At 52.5% G+C, this 18,421-nt stretch carries 25 protein-coding genes; all 25 read right to left on the reverse strand.

Features of this window, described 5'->3' with window-relative positions; translation table 11 throughout:
• Window positions 1–5 precede the first annotated feature (5 nt).
• Window positions 6–749, reverse strand: a complete 744-nt coding sequence (locus tag ISF27_RS13260; protein WP_235986036.1) for an endolysin-like domain-containing protein — start codon at window positions 747–749, stop codon at window positions 6–8.
• Window positions 746–952 carry a phage holin gene (locus ISF27_RS04910; protein ID WP_194609776.1) on the reverse strand — a complete coding sequence of 69 codons (207 nt, stop codon included), beginning with the start codon at window positions 950–952 and terminating at the stop codon, window positions 746–748. Before ISF27_RS04910 ends, ISF27_RS13260 begins: the two co-directional genes overlap by 4 nt.
• Entirely contained in the window at window positions 949–1,323 is a 375-nt protein-coding gene (locus ISF27_RS04915) for a hypothetical protein (RefSeq protein ID WP_194609778.1), read from the reverse strand. Before ISF27_RS04915 ends, ISF27_RS04910 begins: the two co-directional genes overlap by 4 nt.
• Window positions 1,316–1,471 carry a hypothetical protein gene (locus tag ISF27_RS04920; protein ID WP_194609780.1) on the reverse strand — a complete coding sequence of 52 codons (156 nt, stop codon included), beginning with the start codon at window positions 1,469–1,471 and terminating at the stop codon, window positions 1,316–1,318. The genes ISF27_RS04915 and ISF27_RS04920 overlap by 8 nt, the downstream gene beginning before the upstream one ends.
• Complete coding sequence (locus ISF27_RS04925) at window positions 1,468–1,626, reverse strand: XkdX family protein (RefSeq protein WP_194609783.1); 159 nt, start codon at window positions 1,624–1,626, stop codon at window positions 1,468–1,470. Before ISF27_RS04925 ends, ISF27_RS04920 begins: the two co-directional genes overlap by 4 nt.
• A gap of 2 nt (window positions 1,627–1,628) precedes the next feature.
• Complete coding sequence (locus ISF27_RS04930) at window positions 1,629–1,949, reverse strand: hypothetical protein (protein WP_194609785.1); 321 nt, start codon at window positions 1,947–1,949, stop codon at window positions 1,629–1,631.
• A complete protein-coding gene (locus ISF27_RS04935; protein WP_194609787.1) occupies window positions 1,937–3,100 on the reverse strand; it encodes an RNA-directed DNA polymerase in 1,164 nt (387 codons plus the stop codon). Before ISF27_RS04935 ends, ISF27_RS04930 begins: the two co-directional genes overlap by 13 nt.
• Window positions 3,101–3,186: 86 nt before the next feature.
• On the reverse strand, window positions 3,187–3,906 hold the full coding sequence (locus ISF27_RS04940; RefSeq protein ID WP_194609789.1) for a hypothetical protein: 720 nt from the start codon (window positions 3,904–3,906) through the stop codon (window positions 3,187–3,189).
• Between the two features lie 37 nt (window positions 3,907–3,943).
• Window positions 3,944–4,921 carry a hypothetical protein gene (locus ISF27_RS04945; RefSeq protein WP_194609791.1) on the reverse strand — a complete coding sequence of 326 codons (978 nt, stop codon included), beginning with the start codon at window positions 4,919–4,921 and terminating at the stop codon, window positions 3,944–3,946.
• Window positions 4,922–4,946: 25 nt separating this feature from the next.
• Complete coding sequence (locus ISF27_RS04950) at window positions 4,947–5,921, reverse strand: hypothetical protein (RefSeq protein ID WP_194609793.1); 975 nt, start codon at window positions 5,919–5,921, stop codon at window positions 4,947–4,949.
• Entirely contained in the window at window positions 5,921–7,030 is a 1,110-nt protein-coding gene (locus ISF27_RS04955) for a siphovirus ReqiPepy6 Gp37-like family protein (RefSeq protein WP_194609794.1), read from the reverse strand. Before ISF27_RS04955 ends, ISF27_RS04950 begins: the two co-directional genes overlap by 1 nt.
• Window positions 7,031–7,033: 3 nt before the next feature.
• Entirely contained in the window at window positions 7,034–7,951 is a 918-nt protein-coding gene (locus ISF27_RS04960; RefSeq protein WP_194609795.1) for a phage distal tail protein, read from the reverse strand.
• Complete coding sequence (locus tag ISF27_RS04965; protein ID WP_194609796.1) at window positions 7,948–10,578, reverse strand: phage tail protein; 2,631 nt, start codon at window positions 10,576–10,578, stop codon at window positions 7,948–7,950. Before ISF27_RS04965 ends, ISF27_RS04960 begins: the two co-directional genes overlap by 4 nt.
• Window positions 10,571–11,191 carry a bacteriophage Gp15 family protein gene (locus ISF27_RS04970; protein WP_194609797.1) on the reverse strand — a complete coding sequence of 207 codons (621 nt, stop codon included), beginning with the start codon at window positions 11,189–11,191 and terminating at the stop codon, window positions 10,571–10,573. The genes ISF27_RS04965 and ISF27_RS04970 overlap by 8 nt, the downstream gene beginning before the upstream one ends.
• Window positions 11,188–11,562, reverse strand: coding sequence for a DUF6673 family protein (locus tag ISF27_RS04975; RefSeq protein WP_194609798.1), 375 nt, complete (start codon window positions 11,560–11,562; stop codon window positions 11,188–11,190). The genes ISF27_RS04970 and ISF27_RS04975 overlap by 4 nt, the downstream gene beginning before the upstream one ends.
• A 98-nt stretch (window positions 11,563–11,660) precedes the next feature.
• Window positions 11,661–12,182: a hypothetical protein gene (locus tag ISF27_RS04980; protein ID WP_194609799.1), complete on the reverse strand. Its 522-nt coding sequence runs from the start codon at window positions 12,180–12,182 to the stop codon at window positions 11,661–11,663.
• 1 nt (window position 12,183) lies between these two features.
• Entirely contained in the window at window positions 12,184–12,609 is a 426-nt protein-coding gene (locus ISF27_RS04985) for a hypothetical protein (protein ID WP_194609800.1), read from the reverse strand.
• Window positions 12,606–13,091 carry a minor capsid protein gene (locus tag ISF27_RS04990; protein ID WP_235986037.1) on the reverse strand — a complete coding sequence of 162 codons (486 nt, stop codon included), beginning with the start codon at window positions 13,089–13,091 and terminating at the stop codon, window positions 12,606–12,608. The genes ISF27_RS04985 and ISF27_RS04990 overlap by 4 nt, the downstream gene beginning before the upstream one ends.
• Entirely contained in the window at window positions 12,986–13,420 is a 435-nt protein-coding gene (locus ISF27_RS13590) for a DUF6751 family protein (RefSeq protein WP_407926054.1), read from the reverse strand. Before ISF27_RS13590 ends, ISF27_RS04990 begins: the two co-directional genes overlap by 106 nt.
• A complete protein-coding gene (locus tag ISF27_RS04995) occupies window positions 13,417–13,812 on the reverse strand; it encodes a head-tail connector protein (protein WP_194609802.1) in 396 nt (131 codons plus the stop codon). Before ISF27_RS04995 ends, ISF27_RS13590 begins: the two co-directional genes overlap by 4 nt.
• Window positions 13,809–14,645 (reverse strand): hypothetical protein, encoded by an 837-nt coding sequence (locus ISF27_RS05000; RefSeq protein WP_194609803.1) that lies wholly within the window; start codon window positions 14,643–14,645, stop codon window positions 13,809–13,811. Before ISF27_RS05000 ends, ISF27_RS04995 begins: the two co-directional genes overlap by 4 nt.
• A gap of 14 nt (window positions 14,646–14,659) precedes the next feature.
• Window positions 14,660–15,214: a phage scaffolding protein gene (locus ISF27_RS05005; protein WP_194609805.1), complete on the reverse strand. Its 555-nt coding sequence runs from the start codon at window positions 15,212–15,214 to the stop codon at window positions 14,660–14,662.
• Window positions 15,215–15,354: 140 nt separating this feature from the next.
• Window positions 15,355–15,543 carry a hypothetical protein gene (locus tag ISF27_RS05010; protein WP_194609807.1) on the reverse strand — a complete coding sequence of 63 codons (189 nt, stop codon included), beginning with the start codon at window positions 15,541–15,543 and terminating at the stop codon, window positions 15,355–15,357.
• Window positions 15,530–17,098 carry a phage minor capsid protein gene (locus ISF27_RS05015; RefSeq protein WP_194609811.1) on the reverse strand — a complete coding sequence of 523 codons (1,569 nt, stop codon included), beginning with the start codon at window positions 17,096–17,098 and terminating at the stop codon, window positions 15,530–15,532. Before ISF27_RS05015 ends, ISF27_RS05010 begins: the two co-directional genes overlap by 14 nt.
• Window position 17,099: 1 nt before the next feature.
• The gene (locus ISF27_RS05020; protein ID WP_328701516.1) at window positions 17,100–18,395 is read right to left on the reverse strand and encodes a phage capsid protein; all 1,296 of its coding nucleotides are present in this window, start codon (window positions 18,393–18,395) and stop codon (window positions 17,100–17,102) included.
• Window positions 18,396–18,421 lie beyond the last annotated feature (26 nt).

Below are 18,421 nucleotides of genomic sequence, written 5' to 3' on the forward strand. Positions count from 1 at the left end.
GCCCTTCATCGAAGTAGTTCATTCACGCGGGACTGCACGGCGTTGTAATCATACCCGGCAGCTGTCAGGCGCTTTTTGCGGTCCGACCCGGTTCCCCATTTTCCAGCGATAACCTCGCGGGCCAGCTGGTCATACGTTTTTCTTGTCGAGGATCCGGATAGTTTGGCATTGACTGCGGACTGCACGGCGGAATAGTCATATCCTGCCGCCTCGAGGCGACTGCGCCGATCGGAACCATTCCCCCATTTTCCAGCAAGAACCTCGTTCGCAATTTCGCCCACAGATTTCTTTGCGTCCGGTTCATTGTATCGCAGGACATGATTCCATGGATAGTTACGATATGAACGGATGAGGAATTCGCGCCCTGTCTGGTCGCCCGGTGTCCCGCCGGTAGCGGTCCCCTTCTCATTGATGGATGCCTCCACCTCGCGACCATTCCCGCAATATATGGCCGTGTGATGCGACGTATTCAACAAAACGTCGCCGCGCTTCAATCCCGCGCCGGTCGAAAGCGTGATTGAATTTGTTACATCAACGAACCCGCATTTGAGGAATGCGGCAAGCATGTTACCGGTATATGTGGCCCCTGCGTCGCGAACTTTGACGCCCGCCTGCTGCCATGCAGAAATCACGGCAGCAGAGCAATCATAATCGCCCTTCTGCCCCCAGCGGAATATCTGGTCGTATCCGTGGGAATTGTCGGCCGCCATTCTTTCCATCCATGCAGTAGCGTTTTCGGTTTTGCTCATGCCGCGCCTCCTCCCTTTTTATAGTTCATGCTCGAAATGCCAAGAACTGCGCCGAGGAATGTATCCACGGCAGCGATAGTTCCGGTGATCTCGGTTCCGAACGGAAGGTTCCAAATCTTCGCGATGGCGGCATAGAATACTCCTGCCGCCGGGAGAAAATACTGTGCAATCCACTTCAAACGGTCGTATGTTTCGTTCTTCATGCTACAAACTCCTTTCGTCTGATTTCCAAATCGCGGGCCTTCGCCTCGCTGTCCGAAATGACTTCCAGCTCCTCGCACGCCTCAAACCCGGATTTCCCGTCGCCGTTCCCGCCCATGTCGTGATACGGTTCATATAATTGTTCGAGGTTTGCGCGTTCACCGACGGTGATTGCCCCGCGGTCGATGTACTTTGCCGTCAGAAATACAATCCGGTCATGGCCGATTGCGAGAAGCATTCGAGCCACGGCAGAATTTTTTTCCTTCGCATGCTCCACCTTTTTGTCGTGCCGGGAAATCAGGAACGTGATGAACGACACGATTGTCCCGATGCCTCCGGATGTAATAATTGCGACAGCGATTGTTTCATTCATTTCCCGCCTCCAATTCTGCGAGGCGTTTTTCTTCCTCGTCCACGTTGCAATACTGGGCCAGCTCATCAATTAAATCGCGGCACAAAAATGACAGGCCGTCGATGATTGCGGCCTGCCCCTCGGCTATTGATTGCCAGTCTTTGTTCATTCGGTGTAATCCTCCCCGGTGATTTCCTTAAATTCCGCCTCGGTGATCCACGGATTCTTTGTCGGATGCGTGACCGCATTCTTCACGCGGGTGATACTCCAAAGGCCCATATCGTAGTAGCGCTTTACCTTCTCAAAATATTTACTGTGTTCCATGATTACACCTCCTCCAGGTCAATGTTAGCCATCATTGCAATATAATCGATGTCGCAGCGGGTTTTCGCGGTTGCAACCTCATTTGTGGATAGCTCTCGAAGGACGAACCAGTATTTCGTGCCGATTTTTGAAATCTGCACCAGTTCGAGGTTTTTTCTCGCGTCGGAGTTCCCGTCGCTGTCGGTAATAGTCACAGCGCCCAGTTTCCCGCTGAATGTTTCCTCAGTGACCTTCACTGGGGAAATATAATTGTTGCCATTCAATGTGAGGTTGGAAATTTCCGTCCCGTCCTCAAGTGTGATTGTGTACGTTACTTTCGCCATTTTGGCCTCCTTCCGAACAGGTCGAAATACAATTCCGACATGTTCTTGATTTGTTGTTTCGACATGATCTTTGTGAAGTCACCCATCCATGATTTATATGATTGTTCGATGCGGTCGTATGGCATTTCTCCCCGATCCATCAGGCGGCGGTATGCCTTTAGTTTTCGGCGCTCCCGCGTGACCGTGGCCGGGTTGATCCGTTTCACGACGTGGCCGGTGTCGGTCAGACTGTATCGAATTTGCAGAAATTTGAATCGCGAGGACAGTTTGCATATATGCGTTTTCCTCTTGTTGATGAACAGCCCAAGGTTTCCGGCCTCCTCTATGATTGCATCCAGCGCCGCGTTTACGGTTTCCTTGTCGTGAGCGATGATATACATGTCGTCCATATACCTGCCATATCGTGGCAGGCCGAGAACAATTTTCATTCTGTTATCAATCCGTGTCGGAAAGAATGTCCCGATGTTCTGTGATGCCTGGTCTCCGATGTCAACGGATTTATCCATGTATCGGCGGCCGGTTTTCATTTCCGGAGGAATGGCCGCGGCATATTCCACGGAATCGAACTTCGTTTCCATACACGCCGTGAATTCCGAATCATCCATATATGACACATCGACCCGGAAATCCCGCAGAACTTCATCCATCAGCCAATGGCTCGCGTCGGTGATTTTCGGATAGATATATTCCCGGATTTTCGGATGCTGGATATTATCATAGAATTTCGATAAATCAGCGAACCCGACATATCCTTCGTTCGTGCGGTATTCCAGCCAGTAATTGTGTAAATCCCGTTCGAACATTTTCCGGGTGAACGCAATCCCTTTCCCCTTCTGTGATGCACCGTTGTTGTAAATCAGATAAGGCCACAATGATGGGTCGAGGACGTTGTCGCAGAGAACATGACGGACAACGCGGTCGCGCATCCGTTTTCCGTGAATGTACCGGATTTTCCCGCGTTCATGGATGATGAAATTCGTTCCCGGCAGGGTTTTATATGTGCGGCTGGTCAATTCGTGCTGCAGCTGAACCAATTCCGACAGGAAATCAATTTCGAATCGTTGCGGTTCGGATTTCCACGAACTGCCGCGCATGGATGCACGGAACGCCTCATACAAATTGTTGAGGTCGGTGATTTCATTAAATGCCATTTTTTACTTAAGTGCCGGATAGCGGTTCAATCGTAATTGACTGCATAGCACAGGTGGAAATGGCAAACCGTCCCGCGTTTTACGCGCTAGCATTTACCGGATTCCGCATCCGGAGGGACGGCCCTTCCTTTCAAATCAGCACCATTGCCGCTCACGGCGGTCTTGTCGTCGGTGCTTATGAAATCGGGGCGCACGCCATTAGAATCCGACGCGTAGTCGCTGTTCGCATCGCCGTTCGCGTTGCAATTAGCAAAGTTCGTGGAGTTCGCGACGTTTAAGGGCCGCCCCTTGATTGTTTTCAGGAATCGGTTGTCGGATTGTCTCACGCCACGGTATAACCGAATCTGTTCGTCGATGGCGTCCGAATAGTGGACGAATTTATTCATATCGACGGGCAGGGTTCGGATGATGTATTGCATTTCCTGCTTTAGTGCGAAACAATTTCCGATTGCCGCATCCATCCGGCTTCTCCTTTCCAAATATTCTTCGTAATACACCGGGTGGATGCTGTTCCCGATGGTGAAATTCGTTTCAATGTTCCGGAGGATTTCCAGCACCGCGTCGGATTCCTTGGAAACGAACCACGCGTTGAACGCATCACATTTCTCCCGGTATTTCGCGACGGATTTCTCCGGGTCCGGGTCGTTCTTCCGAAGCTCTCGGATTCTTGCGATTTGTTTTTCATATCGCTCCGTGTCAAACCCGAAGCGGCGAACCATCAGCATTGTTACCTCGTCGCGCAATTTATAGAAATGGTGCTGTGCCTCGAATTTCGTTTCCGAACGGCGTCCTTTTGGTACTGACATTTATTCCTCCGATATGCCGCCCATGAAGGGCGGCGATTTAAGATTGATAGATTGAGAAAGCGGGGCGCACGCCAAAAGAACCCGACGCGTAGTCGCCGCCCGCATCGCCGCCCGCGTAGCAAAGAGCAAAGATCGTGGAGCTCGCGACGTTACGCAGCCAATAATCCGCGCGGATGTTGATCTTCGTCGGGTCCATTGCGAACAGCGGATACTGTGACTTATCAACGGTATGATGTGCCGCCCAGTTCGTTCCCTGAATACGGTCCGTGAAGATTTCACCGCCATATAGATTCTGTTCGGTCATGAGTTCAACCGTCGAATCGTACCATGCAATGCCGGTTTCATATCCGTTCGTGACGGCGTTTGCAAACAGATTCCGGTGGTTCAGGATGTGGCCGGAACCGAACGCGCTGTTGATGGTTGATTTCGCCGATGCCAGATTCGACGTGTACATAGCCGAGCCGACATACGCACCGGTGACGACATTTGACGTGTTCATCTGCGCATTGTACAGGGCCGTATCCGGAACGATGGTTACATGGTTGACTGTGCATTCCGTGTCTCCGGTATGCAGATAGTAGTTGAACGCCGCAATGCGCCAGTTCACGCCGCTGATGGTCCAATAGTCGCCGATGTATAAATCATCGAACGTGCCCGCCTTGATAGCTGCCCACTGGTCAGATGTGACCGATGACCCGAGGTATTTCCCGCGGTAGATGCCATTATGGACACCCGCGCCGGAATAATTCTTCAGGATTTCGTTTAGTGCCTCTATCTGTTTCTTGGCGGTCGATATGTTTGTAACGATTTCATTTATGGCCGTCACGATGTCGGTTTTGTCGTCCGTCGTCAGGCCGGAGATGTCGCCGATGACGAATGCTTTCAAAAGGTCGGCCGTCGCCGATTTTGTTCCGGTGCCGTCGGCCTTCGATGCAAGGAATTTGTCACCGCTGGCGATGGCATCCATCGCGGCATATTCGCCGAATGGCTTTCCATTTGATACATCAATAGTCATTTTTTCTTCTCCTTTGTGTGAATGTTTACATCAACATGTATCTGTGTTCGCCAATGATGGCGTTCCCGGCAGAATCAAGTATCGGGTTCCCGTCGTCGTCGAGGATCGGTGCGATGAAATGGTTGTGCGTGGTTTCGTATTCGAGGAGTTGCATTCGTTCCTCCTGATCTGCCGCCTGTGCCTCTAATTTCCCGGCCGCGTCATCGCTCAAGGTTCCCTTGATGGTTGCGAACCATGTGTTGAACGTGTTCTTCGATGTCCGTTCGAATTCCGCCATTGATGCGGTGATGTCTGACAAATCGGAATCACCTTTCGATTTCAGCCCGGAAATATAATCGTTGATTGCTGCCGTGAAATCTGCATATGCGTTTTCGGCCATGTCCTCGAATTTGTCGTATGATGCATTCGATTTCGACACGAATTCCTCATAGAATGCATTGAACTGTGCATATAATGTCTCCGTGTCGAGGTGGTCAATCAGCTGCGTGATGTAACCGCACACAGACGAATCCGGACGTGTGTCGGTAATGGCCGACTGTGTGATGATTGTCTGGTTCGCGTTGATGGTGATTGTTGCGAGGCCGAGTTCGTAGTAGTCGCCCGATGCCGGTTGTAGAAGTTCCGGTGCCGTCGGTGTTGATGCCGCCGTGCCGGTTTTTATGATGATTTCGCACAGCCTTTCGGCATAGTTCGCGCGGAGCACAACACGGTCGATTCGGGAATACTGCGTCGGTGCCGTTTCCAATGCGTGAGCTTCCTCTGCGTTATCGTATGCGAACGCACCGTTCACCATGCCGAACCCCGGCTCAACCTTCACGGTTAGTCCGTCCCCGGCGATGACCTGAAAGCAGTTTCCCGGAGACGCCAGGACGCCGTTAGAAACCAGTTTCGCAAAAAATAGCCGGAACAGTTCGGAGGTTTCCGCACGGTCAAAAATCGGCATTCCTTCCTCGTCGGTTCCGGTTATTTCGGAATCAAAATATCCGTATCGCAAAGCCATTATTTTGCCTCCCTCTTAATGATTTTTGTGATTGATGTTGCATCGTCCACGCCGAACGTGATTGTCAGCGTCACCGATGACCCCTCGTAAACTTCCTGAATCTCGGTGATTCGCTTCGCGCATTCAATCCCGACGTCGGTGTTTTTGTAGGTGCATAAATCTCCGAGGTCATAATCCTTCCGGTATACAAGATTCGCGTCGGCGTCGATGTCCGAATTGATGGTCTCGACGAGTGCATATTCTCCGAGTTTTTCGAGGCCGCGCTGCCGAAGCATTGCCTTGTATTCGCCTGCGGAATACGTGTGCTCGGTTCCGTCAGCGTCCTGATATGTCGACTGCAAATCGCGGGCGTCAACATAAACCTCCCGGCGTTCCTCGTCCGGCGAAGTCCGGATGTCGACCTCGACAATGGTTCTATTCGGGTCCTCGCCCTCCCCGGCGACGTATGCATAGTTCTTTGATGCCGATTCGTCACGGTCATATACGACCGACTTCACGTTGTAGAACGAATTTGAGAAAATCGCCCAGGAATTCGTTTCCTGCGAATCGGTCCGGTCGAGGCCCTGCCACACTTCAAACGTCAGTGTGTTTGTCTGGTAATCAAAAACGAGACGGTGCGACATTTCCTGTGTCTGCTCCACCTCGTACATTTTCGTTCCGACATTGTCGCCGGTCGTTTGCAGCGTTGTTGATGTTCCGATGCCTTTCCGTTCCCCGAGGACAATATTCCAGACCTTTCGGCCGGAATCGGTCGGGTTCAGGAAATACGTTGACATTAGCGTCCGGGATATATCCTCCGGGGTTCCGGTGATGTTCACGGTGTTCTGGATGACACGGTCGTCAAGAATATGCTCCGCGAAGTATCCCTTTACGTATGCCGTGCGTTCGCCTTTGTCCGTCTGTTTGTAGCTGACCTCGCGAATAATTCCGAGTTCCGTCCGGTCATTTCGATAGATGTATTTTCCCGAATTCAGCAACTCGAAATATTCGACCGGTGTATGTAGTTCGAATATGCCGCTTTCGTAATATCGGCGGTCCCATATCAGGGAATTGAATATTCCGACGACGCCGAGGGTGTCGAAATTCTTGTCGAGAATGATGATCCGCATTCATTACACCCCCAGATATTTCGGCGTGTAATATAGGTTCACGTCGAGATTCACATAGTTTTCATCTGCGCTATATTCAAGATAGTTGTCGCCGACGGCCAGTTTGAACGGTTCCGACGCACGGTCGACGTGCTGGTAATAATTCGCCCCGTTCAATTCAATGGTTTGATGCCGTTCGTTCGTGTCGATGGTCAGGACGTCGCCCTGCGCCATGTCCACGACGACGCGCATAAATTCCCCGGTCCTGGTGTTCGTGATTTTCGGATTTTTCACCGGTCCGCGGGTTGCCGTGAATTTGATAATAACGCCCGTCGGGACGTCTCCGTCATTCGGGAGAACGGCCTGTTCGTGGAGCGTCCTGTATCCCATTGTCATGCCGCCGAGCATCAGCCCGCGGGCCTTCGCTGGATAATTCCCCTTGTTGGTTGCGCGGGACGGCAGAACGAACCACGGAAACGCGAACAGCGGTGTGATTGCGGCCATGTTCTTGCCGAAATTGTCGACGTTCTGCATGTACGGGTCCGGGCATATCAAATCAGCCTGAAACTTTAACCGGGTATCGAGGTTTTTCTGCTTTTCAAATGTCCACCCTTCCAGTTCATACTCAATATTCCGCGATGTTCCCATGTTTTCGACCAGCATCAAGCCGGTGTACTTCGGATTGAAAAATTTAATCACCGCGGCGCGATTTTCCTTGTTGTTCGCGATGTCGCGGAATGCCGCCTCAATATGAACGGGGCGGGGCGCGATTTTCTTCCCGTCAACCGTCGCCCCGTCCACCAGCGCGTTGTCCGTTGTGTTCAATGTGATGTCGGACGATTCGAGGCCGGTTATGGCCGTGATGTCGAGGTCCGAATCCCTGCCGAGCGTCAACGTCCGCCCGTTGCAGGTCAGTGTGATTTTCATTGTGTTGTGGTTCATTTCACACCTCCAACGATGCGGCGCATTGCGTCGCGCTGTGTCCTTGCCACCTCGGACGGGGTCGCTGTCGGGACGTTGTATGTGTTGTTCTGTTCCATCCTGTTGTCGTTGTACACCGTCGTTCCGCCTCCGGTTCCTGCCAATGCCGCGGACGCGTGCATGTTCACATCGCCTAGCGATGCATTGACTGCCGTCTGCATTTCATCAACAAGGGCGGCAGAGCTGTCACGGACGGTTTTCATTATGTTAGGCATCGACTTGACAATGCCTTGGCCGACGCCCGGCATGATCCAGCGCCCGACCTCGTCGCGGAATTTACGCGACGGCGAGCCAATTCCGAGCGCGCCCTTCGCCGCATCCAACATGCTTGTTGCGAGGTGTGAAACCTTGTCTTTCAGCCAATCCCACCCGGACGAAATGCCATTCCATATCCCGGAAACAATGTTCGACCCGATTTCCTTCATTTTGTCAGGCAACGATTTGACACCGTCGACAACCGCATTGAATAGCTGTTTCGCTGCCGCAGCGCCTTTTGTCGCAAGGTCTCCACCCCATGAGACGACCTTTGCCGCGGCCTGAGACAGAAATTCCCATATTTTGCCCGGAAGCTGCATCATCCACGACGCAATCTTGGATAGCATGTTTGACATGGCTGTTGATGCGTTCGTCACCATGTTGACGCCCCACGTCACAACGCGGGTTGCCGCCTGAATGAGCCAGTTCCATATTTGGCCCGGCAACTGCGAAACCCATGTAACAACCGTGGACAGCATGTTCGACATAGCTGTCGCTGCCGACGTGACGACCTGCACGCCCCATTGAACGAACCTGTTCCATGCCTGAACGAGCCAGTTCCATATGTTGCCCGGCAGCTCGGACATCCATTGAATTGCTGTTTGCAGCATAGACGACATCGACTGCCCGACCGATTGCAGCACCTGCCCGCCCCATTCCGCGAAGTTCTGAAGGGCATCCGACAACCACTGCCAGATGATACCGGGCAGCTGTGAAATCCATTGCCCGATGTTCTGAATCCATTGCGGGCAATTTTCCGCGATCCACTGCAATAGCTGCGCGCCAAGGTCGGCGAAGCACTGCAAGATTTGCTGCAACCCGGCGACGATGGCCGGAAGGTTTTCTATGATGCCCTGCACCAGTGCAATAATGATTTGCGCGGCGCATTCAATAATTTGCGGGAGGCATTCTGTCAGTACCTGGACAATAGTCGTTATGATCTGCGGAATAGCCGCGATCAGCACCGGCAACGCGTTGATGACTCCCTGCGCCAAACCCTGAACAATCGCAAGGGCCGCCGTGATTAGCTGCGGAAGATTCTCAATCAGCGTTTGCCCGATGTATAAAACCAGCTGCCAGATTGCCGGAACCAGTTTCGGGAGGGCCTGCGCAATCCCGGTCGCGAGGCCGGTAATTATTGTCATCGCTGACTGAACGAATTTTTCAAATCCGCCTGAATCAATAAATCCGGTTATGCCCGTTGCGATCTGGTCGGCAATCCCGGCGAAATCGAATGACATCACGATGTCTGCTAGCGACGACATCATATCAAGCACCGCCTGCCCGATTATCGGAAGTGCATCTCCAATCACGGAAATAAGTTCCGGTATTGCCGAAACAATGGATTGTATCAATGCGGTGATGCCATTCACAACAGCGGGCAGCAGGCTTTGAATCAGCTTCGGGATTTGTTTCCCAATCGCTGAAATGACTTTCGGCAATGCAGTAGCGAGCCGAGGGATGATTTCTGTCGCCGCGTTTACGATGTTTGTTGCCGCCGTGCTGAATGCATCCGCGAACTGATCCGCGTCGCCGGTCCCGGCCATGAGGTTGTCCCATGCCGCCTTTGCGGAATTCATGGAACCTTCGATTGTGGTCGACGCCTCCTTCGCCGTCGTTCCGGTGATGCCTAGTTCGCCCTGGATGACGTGGATTGCGGAATACACATCCGACAGGTTGTTGATGTCGTACTTGACGCCGGTTATTTTCTGTGCGTCGGACAGCAGCCGCTCCATTTCGGATTTTGTTCCGCCATATCCGAGTTTCAGGTTGTCCAGCATCGTATAATTCTGCTTTGCGAACCCCTGATATGCGGTTTGTATCGATCCCATGTCGGTGCCCATCTTGTTGGCATTGTCCGACATGTCTTGCATCGCGGTGTCGGCTACTTTTGCCGCTTCCGTCGAATCTGATGTCGATTGTTTCAGGGCAGCGGCAAACGATGTCACGGTTTGCATGTAGTCGTTCGCCGACATGCCGCAGGTTTGATATGCCTTGTCGGCGTTATCGAGGACGAGGTTCTGCGCCTGGTCTAACTGCGTCCATTGGTCGCGGACCTCGTCAACCGATTTCCCGTTCGACGCTGCAAATTCCTCCAGCGATTGCCCGGCATTTCCGAACAGGGTCTGCACGCCGCCGACGTTTTGCTCCAGCGATGAAACCGAATCGAGGGCGCTTTTCCCGATTTCCGTCAGGGAATCAAACGCCTTTGTCATCAGGTTTCCGGTGAATACGCCGAGAGCCGATTGCGCGGCCGCTCCGATTTTTCCAAGCCCTCCGGTAAATCCGGAAGGATCCATTTTTGTATCAAATGTTAAAGAGCCATCAGCCATTTTTACTGTTCCTCAATAATGATTCAGGGTTTCCCCCTCGCATCAATAGAGCAGTAAGGTCAGCTTCCTGCGGCGATTGCGTGTACTCGTCCGGCAGCGCATATATTCGTTTCATCCGTTGGATATGATCCCGTTGTTCCTTGCTACAATGTTTTGGAATCCGCATTGTTCTGTATCCAATGATTTTTACGATCTGCGTTGTTTCCGGGAGCGCACGAAATAGCGCGTGGAACTGCCACCAATGGAGATTTTTTTGTGTCAGGTCGATGCCGTATGCCTCCATGAATCCGGCATAAATGTAATCGGCATCGTATTCATACGAGAACGACCGTTTCCCCGGTTCGCCCTCGTCATCATTTTTTGGCAATGGCTTATCATCACCGCACCGGTAAAACCACAATGCGGCCTCCGCAGCCGGTTTAACTGTTTCTTCCGTCAATTCGATGCGCGGGAAATATAGCCCAAGCATCGTTATGACCTTCTCCTCGTCCGACATCGTCGCGTCGTTTATGGCTTCCTCGAAAAGGATCCCCGTCCGGAATCCTGCTTCTATCGGGACCTTCTCCCCGGCGATGTTGACCGTTTCCGGAAGCCCATCGATCAGAAGATTCACTTCTTGCGCTTCCAATCCGGACGGTACGGAACCGTGTTTCTCTGCGTGTAGCGATTTAGAAAATCGTTCTGATCCTTACGGTACTGGCGCGCACAATCCGCAAGGTCGGCGATTGCCCGCAGATGGTCCTTCAGATTGTGATTATCCGGCCCGAAAATGTCATCAGCCGTACCGCGCCCGAAGATTTCATCCACGCATTCGCGCACAACCTGAATCTGCGCCCGCATTGCATCACCAACCTTCTTGTAGTGCTGGTTTTTTCCAGCCTCGGCGCGATCCTTCATGTGAATCATTGCGCTTTCGTATCGGTCCATGAAATCCGCATCGTAAAAATCCCCTTCGAGTTCCTTGCCGTTGATAACGATTGCCATATTCTTTTTCTCCTTGGTCGACGCATAAAAATAACGGGCATAGGCCGCGTCGTTGGTCTATACCCGTTCTGCCATGTAATCGGTCAGCGAATTATCAATCAGGCGTCATATGTTCCTTCGAACGTGCCCTCCGTGAACGCCTTTGCCACGGTGTCGAATTTGCCGAGAACCGGGTCCCCGACTGCGTGAAGGGTTCCGGAAACGGAATTCTTTCCGCCGCCGTCGCCTTCGTAATCGGAAACCTCATTCGCAACAATGAACTTTCGTGCCATGTACTCGGCCTTTGTGTCGCTCGCCGTGCCGACAGGGTTGTAAAGGTCGACGCGGACATATTCATGCTGCGCGTCTGCGCCGGTCAGATGGTTTCGCCCATCTTTCCACAGGGCCGTAATGGCCTTCTGCGACGGGATGTGATTCGCCTCATATGAAAATTCGGTTTCGTATCCCGTGATGTCGGTCGAGGACGAAGATTCGTTGATGTATGTCGTCGAATCCGTCTGCGCCGAAGGAGATTCATTCAGGGATGTGAAGCCTGTTCCCATCAGCTCGAACGTATCATCGACCTTCAGATAATCTGCGATCTTGTTTCGCATAACGACAGCTCTTTCGGTGTCTGCCATGTCATACCTCCTTCATGTATTTCAGTGATAATTGAATCTGATAACGTGCATTCCGCATCGCCGTATCAAACAGATAGCCCGGCGCCTGAATTTCTAGCGTTTCCGGGATGCATCCGTCCGGCATATCCGGCAGTATTCCGGCTTTGTTCTGTGATTCTATCCAATCGGCCAGTTTTTCATAGAATGTCGAATTCTGGATGTTCTGCAACCGATCCATGGAATAGTATTCGCGTGAACCGAAATTGAACTGGTATTGTCGCTCCGACGATCCGTCGATGTATGTCTGAATGATCGGCGACGTGATAGCCGGTTCGATGGTGTACTCGACCGGGGCATCGCCGAGGGCATCGACGCGGAACACGCCATCGCTAAGCAAAGGGCAGGCCATGAAATAATCAACCAGCCCCTGAATGATGGAATCGGTCATTTGACCTCCTTCCCGGCGGCACGCAGAATATCGGCCTTGTGCGCTGCTTTCATTGTTTCAAACCACATTCCCTTTGCCTGCGGGTGCGCGGGCGATCCGCCCTGATTGTTGTAATACTGGCGCCGTGCATATGGCGCAGCATAAACAATCTCCCCGGAACCGATGACCGTTCCGAGCGTGGCGGATTTTATCATTGCTCCGGTCCGCATCGGCGTGAGAGGGTTCATGAATCGCAGACACTCGGAATCAATGATTTCCTGCGCCTTGTCAAACTTCCCGCTCATTTTCTCGCCGAATCCGTCGTTCCAGACCAGCTTCGCCGTTCCGCCTTTTGTTTCGATTATGCAGCCGCGCGGCGTTTCGATTTTGAATGCCATTATCTGCCTCCGATCCGCCAATGTTTCGTCGAATCGCAGCCGCGGGCGGTGTTGTCGGCGTAATCCGTTATGGAAATCATTTTTATTCCAGCGCTTGACGCCCATTCAGATGCCTCTGCGCGCGTCAGAATCGCCGTATTTCCCGCGTAAGCTCCGATGGCGATTAAGTCACCATGTCTAATCGTCCACGTGCTGGAATCGCCATTGTAGCGTTCCTCAGGCACATATTTCCGCCTGCCATCGATCTCCGCGCCGAGATATGGGATCCTGATTTTGTATGCCGACTGATCCGTCAATACACCGTCATTCGTGTTCACCGTTTCGGATGCGTAGAATGACACGTTCCGAATCACCGTCGGGATGAATTTTTCATTCCGTGTCGTTTTGTCGTACACGGCGTTGAATATTGTGATGTCTGCGTTTGTCGTCATCATTCCACCCCGAAATCCATCAGCCCGGTTTGAGACAGATATACATATGCCGCCTGGTACAAACTTTTTTCTGTGATTGATTCCCGATCCGCTTCGGATGCCGACGCGAACGAAACGGAATACCCGTCGTTTGATTCGCTGGCGATTTCCCGCCCATCGTGTGACGATTTCCGTTTTTCCACCAGATACATAATGTCGGCCATAGAACAAACGGCCAGACGGACCGCCGCGGCGTATGATTCGCCGTCAAAATCCGTCTGGTCGATTCGTTTCATGGTGTAGCAGTCCAGTTTTTCACTGGCCCGCGTCGCTAACCGGTTGAACGCCTCCTCGCCGGTGATCCGGTCGCCGCAATATGTTTCATGATAGAAATTATATTCGGCGTATCTCATCAAGCTGCGGCAACGGTATGCGCATAGATTCCGAGCTTCTTGTTGTCGTATACCTCGGCGATGCCGACAGTACGATAGCCGAACTTCCATGCGTCCGCGTCCGGGTTGTTGTCCGGGGTGACGATCTTCGAAACCGTGTGCTTCTGGAACTGCATCACGGCGGCCTTATCAGCTGCGAGGAAGTTGATTGCCTGTGTTCCGGTGAATCCGTCCGCGCCGAGCTTTACAGTCTTGAACATGCGGGCGGTCGGAACAGTAACAATTCCGGCCCAGTCCTCCATAGCGCGACGGGATGCGGTCGTGTCGAGGTCGTCGATCATGCCGCGAAGGTCCGCCGTGATGAACAGGTAGCATGTCGCGATGTTCGCCTCGGAATCAATGATCTTCCTTTTTGCGGTAGACACGGCATCAAGTGCCGCCTTCCCGGTCGTCAGGGTTCCGGTGACTGCGGTTCCCGCTGCGTTTGCATACGCACCGATTCGGTACGCATCAAGTTCCGGAACAACCTTTGTCCTGACGAATTCCGCAGACAGCTTGGAAAACGCGCCGAGGGATTCCTCCTCGTCCTCTGCATCGACCGTGAACATTCGGCCTCGGTCATACTCGCACTTCTTCGTCTCGTACTCAAACGTGACGTTGCCGGACGTAAATCCAGCGTTGCGGTCATAGTCCGCAAGCCCGGACATGGACATCTTTGGAACGAGGATCTCGTTCGCATTTGCGCCCGCACGGACCAACGTGTTATCACCGTCGAGTACCGCCGTCAGGGACGCAAGCTTATACACCTCATCGAGTGCTTCGGAATAGTTCTTTCTAAGTGTGATAGTGTTTGGCATTTTGTGAGCTCCTTTTACTCATTCTTTGCTGGCAATCCCATCGCCGCGCGGATGGCTGCGAGCGATCCGTTTTCACTGCCGCCGTTTCCTCCCGTCGGGTTTGTGGGATTCTTGTGAGGTTCGTCGGAACCGAACATGTATGCATCGGATTTCTTGACCGCATCAATGGCGTTTTTGATGTCCGCCGTCTGATCCTTTGACGCTTTCAGGGTGGCAATGTCAAGCAGGGACATAATCGCCTTCGGGTTGCGCCCGCCTGCTGCCGTGATTGCCGCGGTGATGTTGTCATTGAATGCACGTTCCGCCTCTTTTGCGGAATACTCGTCATCCTTTGCTTTCAGGTCCGCCTGCAGCTTGGAAATCTGCCCCTTCATTTCGTCGACGTTCACGCCGTCGAACTTCGCGAGTGATTCCTTCGCGGTGTCGAGCTGGGTTTTGTAATTGTCGCGTTCGGATTTCGCCTTATCGGTTTTGGCCTGTTCCGCGGCGATGTCCTTCCCGTTTTCCGCCATGATCTTGTCGATAGCGTCCTGCTCAAGTCCTAATCCCTTCAGAAACTCAGTTTTCATGTGTCTATTGCTCCTTTCACGTAATAGGTTGTTTTAGGGCTTTAACCGGCGCCCCGTGATTGACCGTTTTAGGCCTCATCGTCTGGCCATATAAAAAGGCACCCGGCCTTTATGGTCGAGTGCCAATTCATCGCAATGTTTTAATATATGTCGTGCCATTTGCACGCGCGGCATGTTCCCTTCCAGCCGCGGTTCTTTGTGAAATCAGGCGGGATGTTCGGGGTTATTGCCCCCTCGACGATGTCCCGATTTTCGATGCAATCCCCCGCGTCAATTTCGTGTCCAACAAGAGGGCATTCCACCTTGTCCGGGTATTCATTGTTTGCCATATTGTTTCAATACCTCCATCGCGTTCTTAGCGTCTCCACTCACCTCATCGCCCATGAATGCGGTTCGTATGGTTTTGTTCTCCATGTTCACGTAAACAGCTCCGTTCATTGACGGGCTATAGTACCGCTCAAATTTACCGCCCCAAACCGTGACGGACACAGCTGCCGTTTTGATGATTTCACGCGCCTGTTCCTCGGTGACCTTATGGCCGCGTTCCCCGTTGATGTGAGCGTCATCAAATTTAAGTTCGTCAACGTCAATCTTCGTCGGTGTAATGTGCACATGCCCCTTTACGCCGCCTTTGTGTATCTCGCGGATGATGACGCCGTCGTATTTGTGCTTCTCGTATTGCCTGGCGGTCGGTGCAACCCTTCCGTTCAAATCATAATAAATTCGTTCGCGCTGTTCAAGCATATTGAACATTGCGGAGAATTCCTTATATTCGTTCAGTTCCGCCTGATATTTGCAGCGCTCGATCATGATGTCGTCTTGGTCGGCGTCGGCCTCCTGCATCAGCTTAACCTTTTCGCGCTGTGCCCGCATGTTGGTTTCCATTCGGCGCTGTTTCTGCGTGGCCTCATAGGTATTGTATTCATGGCCGCGGAATGATTTCTTTTCCGCCTCTCTGCGGTTCTGCGCCTCAAGCCACTCATCCGTATACGTCCGAGTGGAATCGTCGAAGAACAAATAGTATTCATGTCGGCAGTTCCAGCCGAGAAGCCCGTCGCCGGTTCCGAGGCCGCACACGGTTTCAAGCTGCTTCCGTGTGTATACCTTCCCTTGCCAGGCGGCGTGCTCCGGACGTGCGCCGACGTGCCACGATACCTCGAACTTATCGACGTGCAGCCGCTCTGCGTTCATATCCATGATATGACCGGTCAGCTGTGACGTTCCGGTCATGATGGCGCGCCGGGCGGCGACATCAATTCGGTTGTGCCATCCGGACGGATAATCAACGCCGAACGTGTTCTGCGGGTTCGTGCTGAATGGATGGCTCGTTCGTAGCCCGGAATCCGTCAGCTGCTTACACACGCGTCGGATAACGGTGTTGTAATCAAACGCGCCGGATGTCATATCAACAACTGCCTGATCCAGAATTTTGTTGTACGTGTCCGACAGCTCGGTGAACTGCGGACCGTTCCCGAAATCTATCATGAACCCCATCGAACGGGTGATATTCGTCAATTCCTCGGTTGAATTCTTTTTGATTGCCGCAACGATTTGCTGCAGTTTCAAATTATCTTCGTATTTGACGAATTTTCCGGTGATCTGCTCATATTTTGATTTGTTCGCCGTGTATTCATCCGCGACAACCTGTTTATACAGTTTGTCCACCTCACCGTCATCATACTGCACAGCCGACGCCACAATTTTTTTAATATCGCGCGACGATTTTCCGAGGATCCGAATTCGTTCAATCTGCCAGTCTGCCGTGCTGGTGATTTTCCGTGCCTTCTTTATGCGGCGGACAATGTCGGACTGGATTTCGTACTCGAGCGTCTGATAGCGCTTAACCAGTCCGGCATCAATCTGGTGCTGGTAGGATTCCCGCATATCACGGCATCACGTCGGACGACTGCGGAGGCAGATTTGCCGCAGCCGTTTCCTCGTCCTCCTGATACCATTTCGACCGGTATTCCGTCAGTGACATGACGCCCATCGCGACATCCTTCCGATCCTGTTCGCGTTCCGTTTCCTCGTCGGTCAAAATCGAGTCATTGAATGCGCATGTGAATTCGTATTTCGACATGTACATGTCATTGTAGAACGCCAGGGCATCAACGAAATCAGACAGGCACTCCTTCAGGTTTTCCTGAATGGCGTTTACGCGGTTGTATTTCCGCTGCTTCGAAACCTTGATTTCGGTTGCTGTTTTGTCGACGTTCGAAGTATCGGACAGGTCGCCATATGACAGGCCGACAACGAATTCAATGTTCCGGTATGCACGCTCAAGGCCGCGGATGAATGCGTCGTCGCGCATGGCGGGAGAGTACTCCTTGTACAATTCACCCTGATTCGATTCGAGGTTCAATCCGCGATATAGGCGCTGGCGTCCGCGCGGCATCGTGACCCGCCCGTCCTTATGGCGGAGGGCGCGTTCATCGACATGTATCGCACGTTCCGCGGAATCATACTCCCAGTCGAGGCGCCCATATTGAATATCTGCCCGCTTGATCAGGTCGCTTGCCTCCCCGAATATGCTCACGCCGCACGGCGATCCGTCAACGCGGTTCTTCAGCGGGACACGGAAATATCCGAAATCATTTTGTTTCATTCCCGGATATACGACCGGTTCCGTTTCAATGTTGGCCCATTCAGGCACGGCAGACATGGAGCAAATGTCCCCGATGGCCGATTCCGATGAGGAATGATAGCACTTGTTTTCGATGACGAGGTCGCCGTTTTCGTCGAATCTGTGCCTTTCGACTCGCGTATAAAACGACGCCTGCCCGGTGCGTTTACGCGTAAAGAACATGATGTCGTTCGGTTTCCCTGAATCGTCAAAGGAAATCGGGACGAACTTGTCCGCCGTCACGAATTCGGAGCGGTTGCCGCCCATCGGTTTGATAATGAACGATCCAAGAGCAAGACCGTCCTGCAGGTTTTCGTTCAAGTCGCGGATGGCATACTGGAACGCAGCGTCAAGAACCTCATTGTCGACGCTTGCGTCCATTTCCCCAAGCGTTATATCCGTGAATTCGCGGCATATTCCGATCTCTGTCCGCAGCGAAACAATCCCGCGTTTCTCGTCGATCCATGGTGCCGTCCCGTTTATCATGTCATGCCATAGGTTGATGGCGTCAATCATTGCCTGCGACATCGCGATGTCGGTTCCGGCAATGGATTTCATCTGTGTGTATCCGAACATTCTTCCCA

It is taken from the genome of Clostridium vitabionis, from assembly GCF_015351765.1.
Lineage (GTDB): Bacteria > Bacillota > Clostridia > Lachnospirales > Lachnospiraceae > Clostridium_R > Clostridium_R vitabionis.

Coding starts and splice junctions, on each gene's coding strand:
- ISF27_RS13260 (WP_235986036.1), bottom strand. CDS start 749: ATGAGCAAAACCGAAAACGCTACTGCATGGATGGAAAGAATGGCGGCC.
- ISF27_RS04910 (WP_194609776.1), bottom strand. CDS start 952: ATGAAGAACGAAACATACGACCGTTTGAAGTGGATTGCACAGTATTTT.
- ISF27_RS04915 (WP_194609778.1), bottom strand. CDS start 1,323: ATGAATGAAACAATCGCTGTCGCAATTATTACATCCGGAGGCATCGGG.
- ISF27_RS04920 (WP_194609780.1), bottom strand. CDS start 1,471: ATGAACAAAGACTGGCAATCAATAGCCGAGGGGCAGGCCGCAATCATC.
- ISF27_RS04925 (WP_194609783.1), bottom strand. CDS start 1,626: ATGGAACACAGTAAATATTTTGAGAAGGTAAAGCGCTACTACGATATG.
- ISF27_RS04930 (WP_194609785.1), bottom strand. CDS start 1,949: ATGGCGAAAGTAACGTACACAATCACACTTGAGGACGGGACGGAAATT.
- ISF27_RS04935 (WP_194609787.1), bottom strand. CDS start 3,100: ATGGCATTTAATGAAATCACCGACCTCAACAATTTGTATGAGGCGTTC.
- ISF27_RS04940 (WP_194609789.1), bottom strand. CDS start 3,906: ATGTCAGTACCAAAAGGACGCCGTTCGGAAACGAAATTCGAGGCACAG.
- ISF27_RS04945 (WP_194609791.1), bottom strand. CDS start 4,921: ATGACTATTGATGTATCAAATGGAAAGCCATTCGGCGAATATGCCGCG.
- ISF27_RS04950 (WP_194609793.1), bottom strand. CDS start 5,921: ATGGCTTTGCGATACGGATATTTTGATTCCGAAATAACCGGAACCGAC.
- ISF27_RS04955 (WP_194609794.1), bottom strand. CDS start 7,030: ATGCGGATCATCATTCTCGACAAGAATTTCGACACCCTCGGCGTCGTC.
- ISF27_RS04960 (WP_194609795.1), bottom strand. CDS start 7,951: ATGAACCACAACACAATGAAAATCACACTGACCTGCAACGGGCGGACG.
- ISF27_RS04965 (WP_194609796.1), bottom strand. CDS start 10,578: ATGGCTGATGGCTCTTTAACATTTGATACAAAAATGGATCCTTCCGGA.
- ISF27_RS04975 (WP_194609798.1), bottom strand. CDS start 11,562: ATGGCAATCGTTATCAACGGCAAGGAACTCGAAGGGGATTTTTACGAT.
- ISF27_RS04980 (WP_194609799.1), bottom strand. CDS start 12,182: ATGGCAGACACCGAAAGAGCTGTCGTTATGCGAAACAAGATCGCAGAT.
- ISF27_RS04985 (WP_194609800.1), bottom strand. CDS start 12,609: ATGACCGATTCCATCATTCAGGGGCTGGTTGATTATTTCATGGCCTGC.
- ISF27_RS04990 (WP_235986037.1), bottom strand. CDS start 13,091: ATGGGCGTCAAGCGCTGGAATAAAAATGATTTCCATAACGGATTACGC.
- ISF27_RS13590 (WP_407926054.1), bottom strand. CDS start 13,420: ATGATGACGACAAACGCAGACATCACAATATTCAACGCCGTGTACGAC.
- ISF27_RS05000 (WP_194609803.1), bottom strand. CDS start 14,645: ATGCCAAACACTATCACACTTAGAAAGAACTATTCCGAAGCACTCGAT.
- ISF27_RS05005 (WP_194609805.1), bottom strand. CDS start 15,214: ATGAAAACTGAGTTTCTGAAGGGATTAGGACTTGAGCAGGACGCTATC.
- ISF27_RS05010 (WP_194609807.1), bottom strand. CDS start 15,543: ATGGCAAACAATGAATACCCGGACAAGGTGGAATGCCCTCTTGTTGGA.
- ISF27_RS05015 (WP_194609811.1), bottom strand. CDS start 17,098: ATGCGGGAATCCTACCAGCACCAGATTGATGCCGGACTGGTTAAGCGC.
- ISF27_RS05020 (WP_328701516.1), bottom strand. CDS start 18,395: ATGAAATCCATTGCCGGAACCGACATCGCGATGTCGCAGGCAATGATT.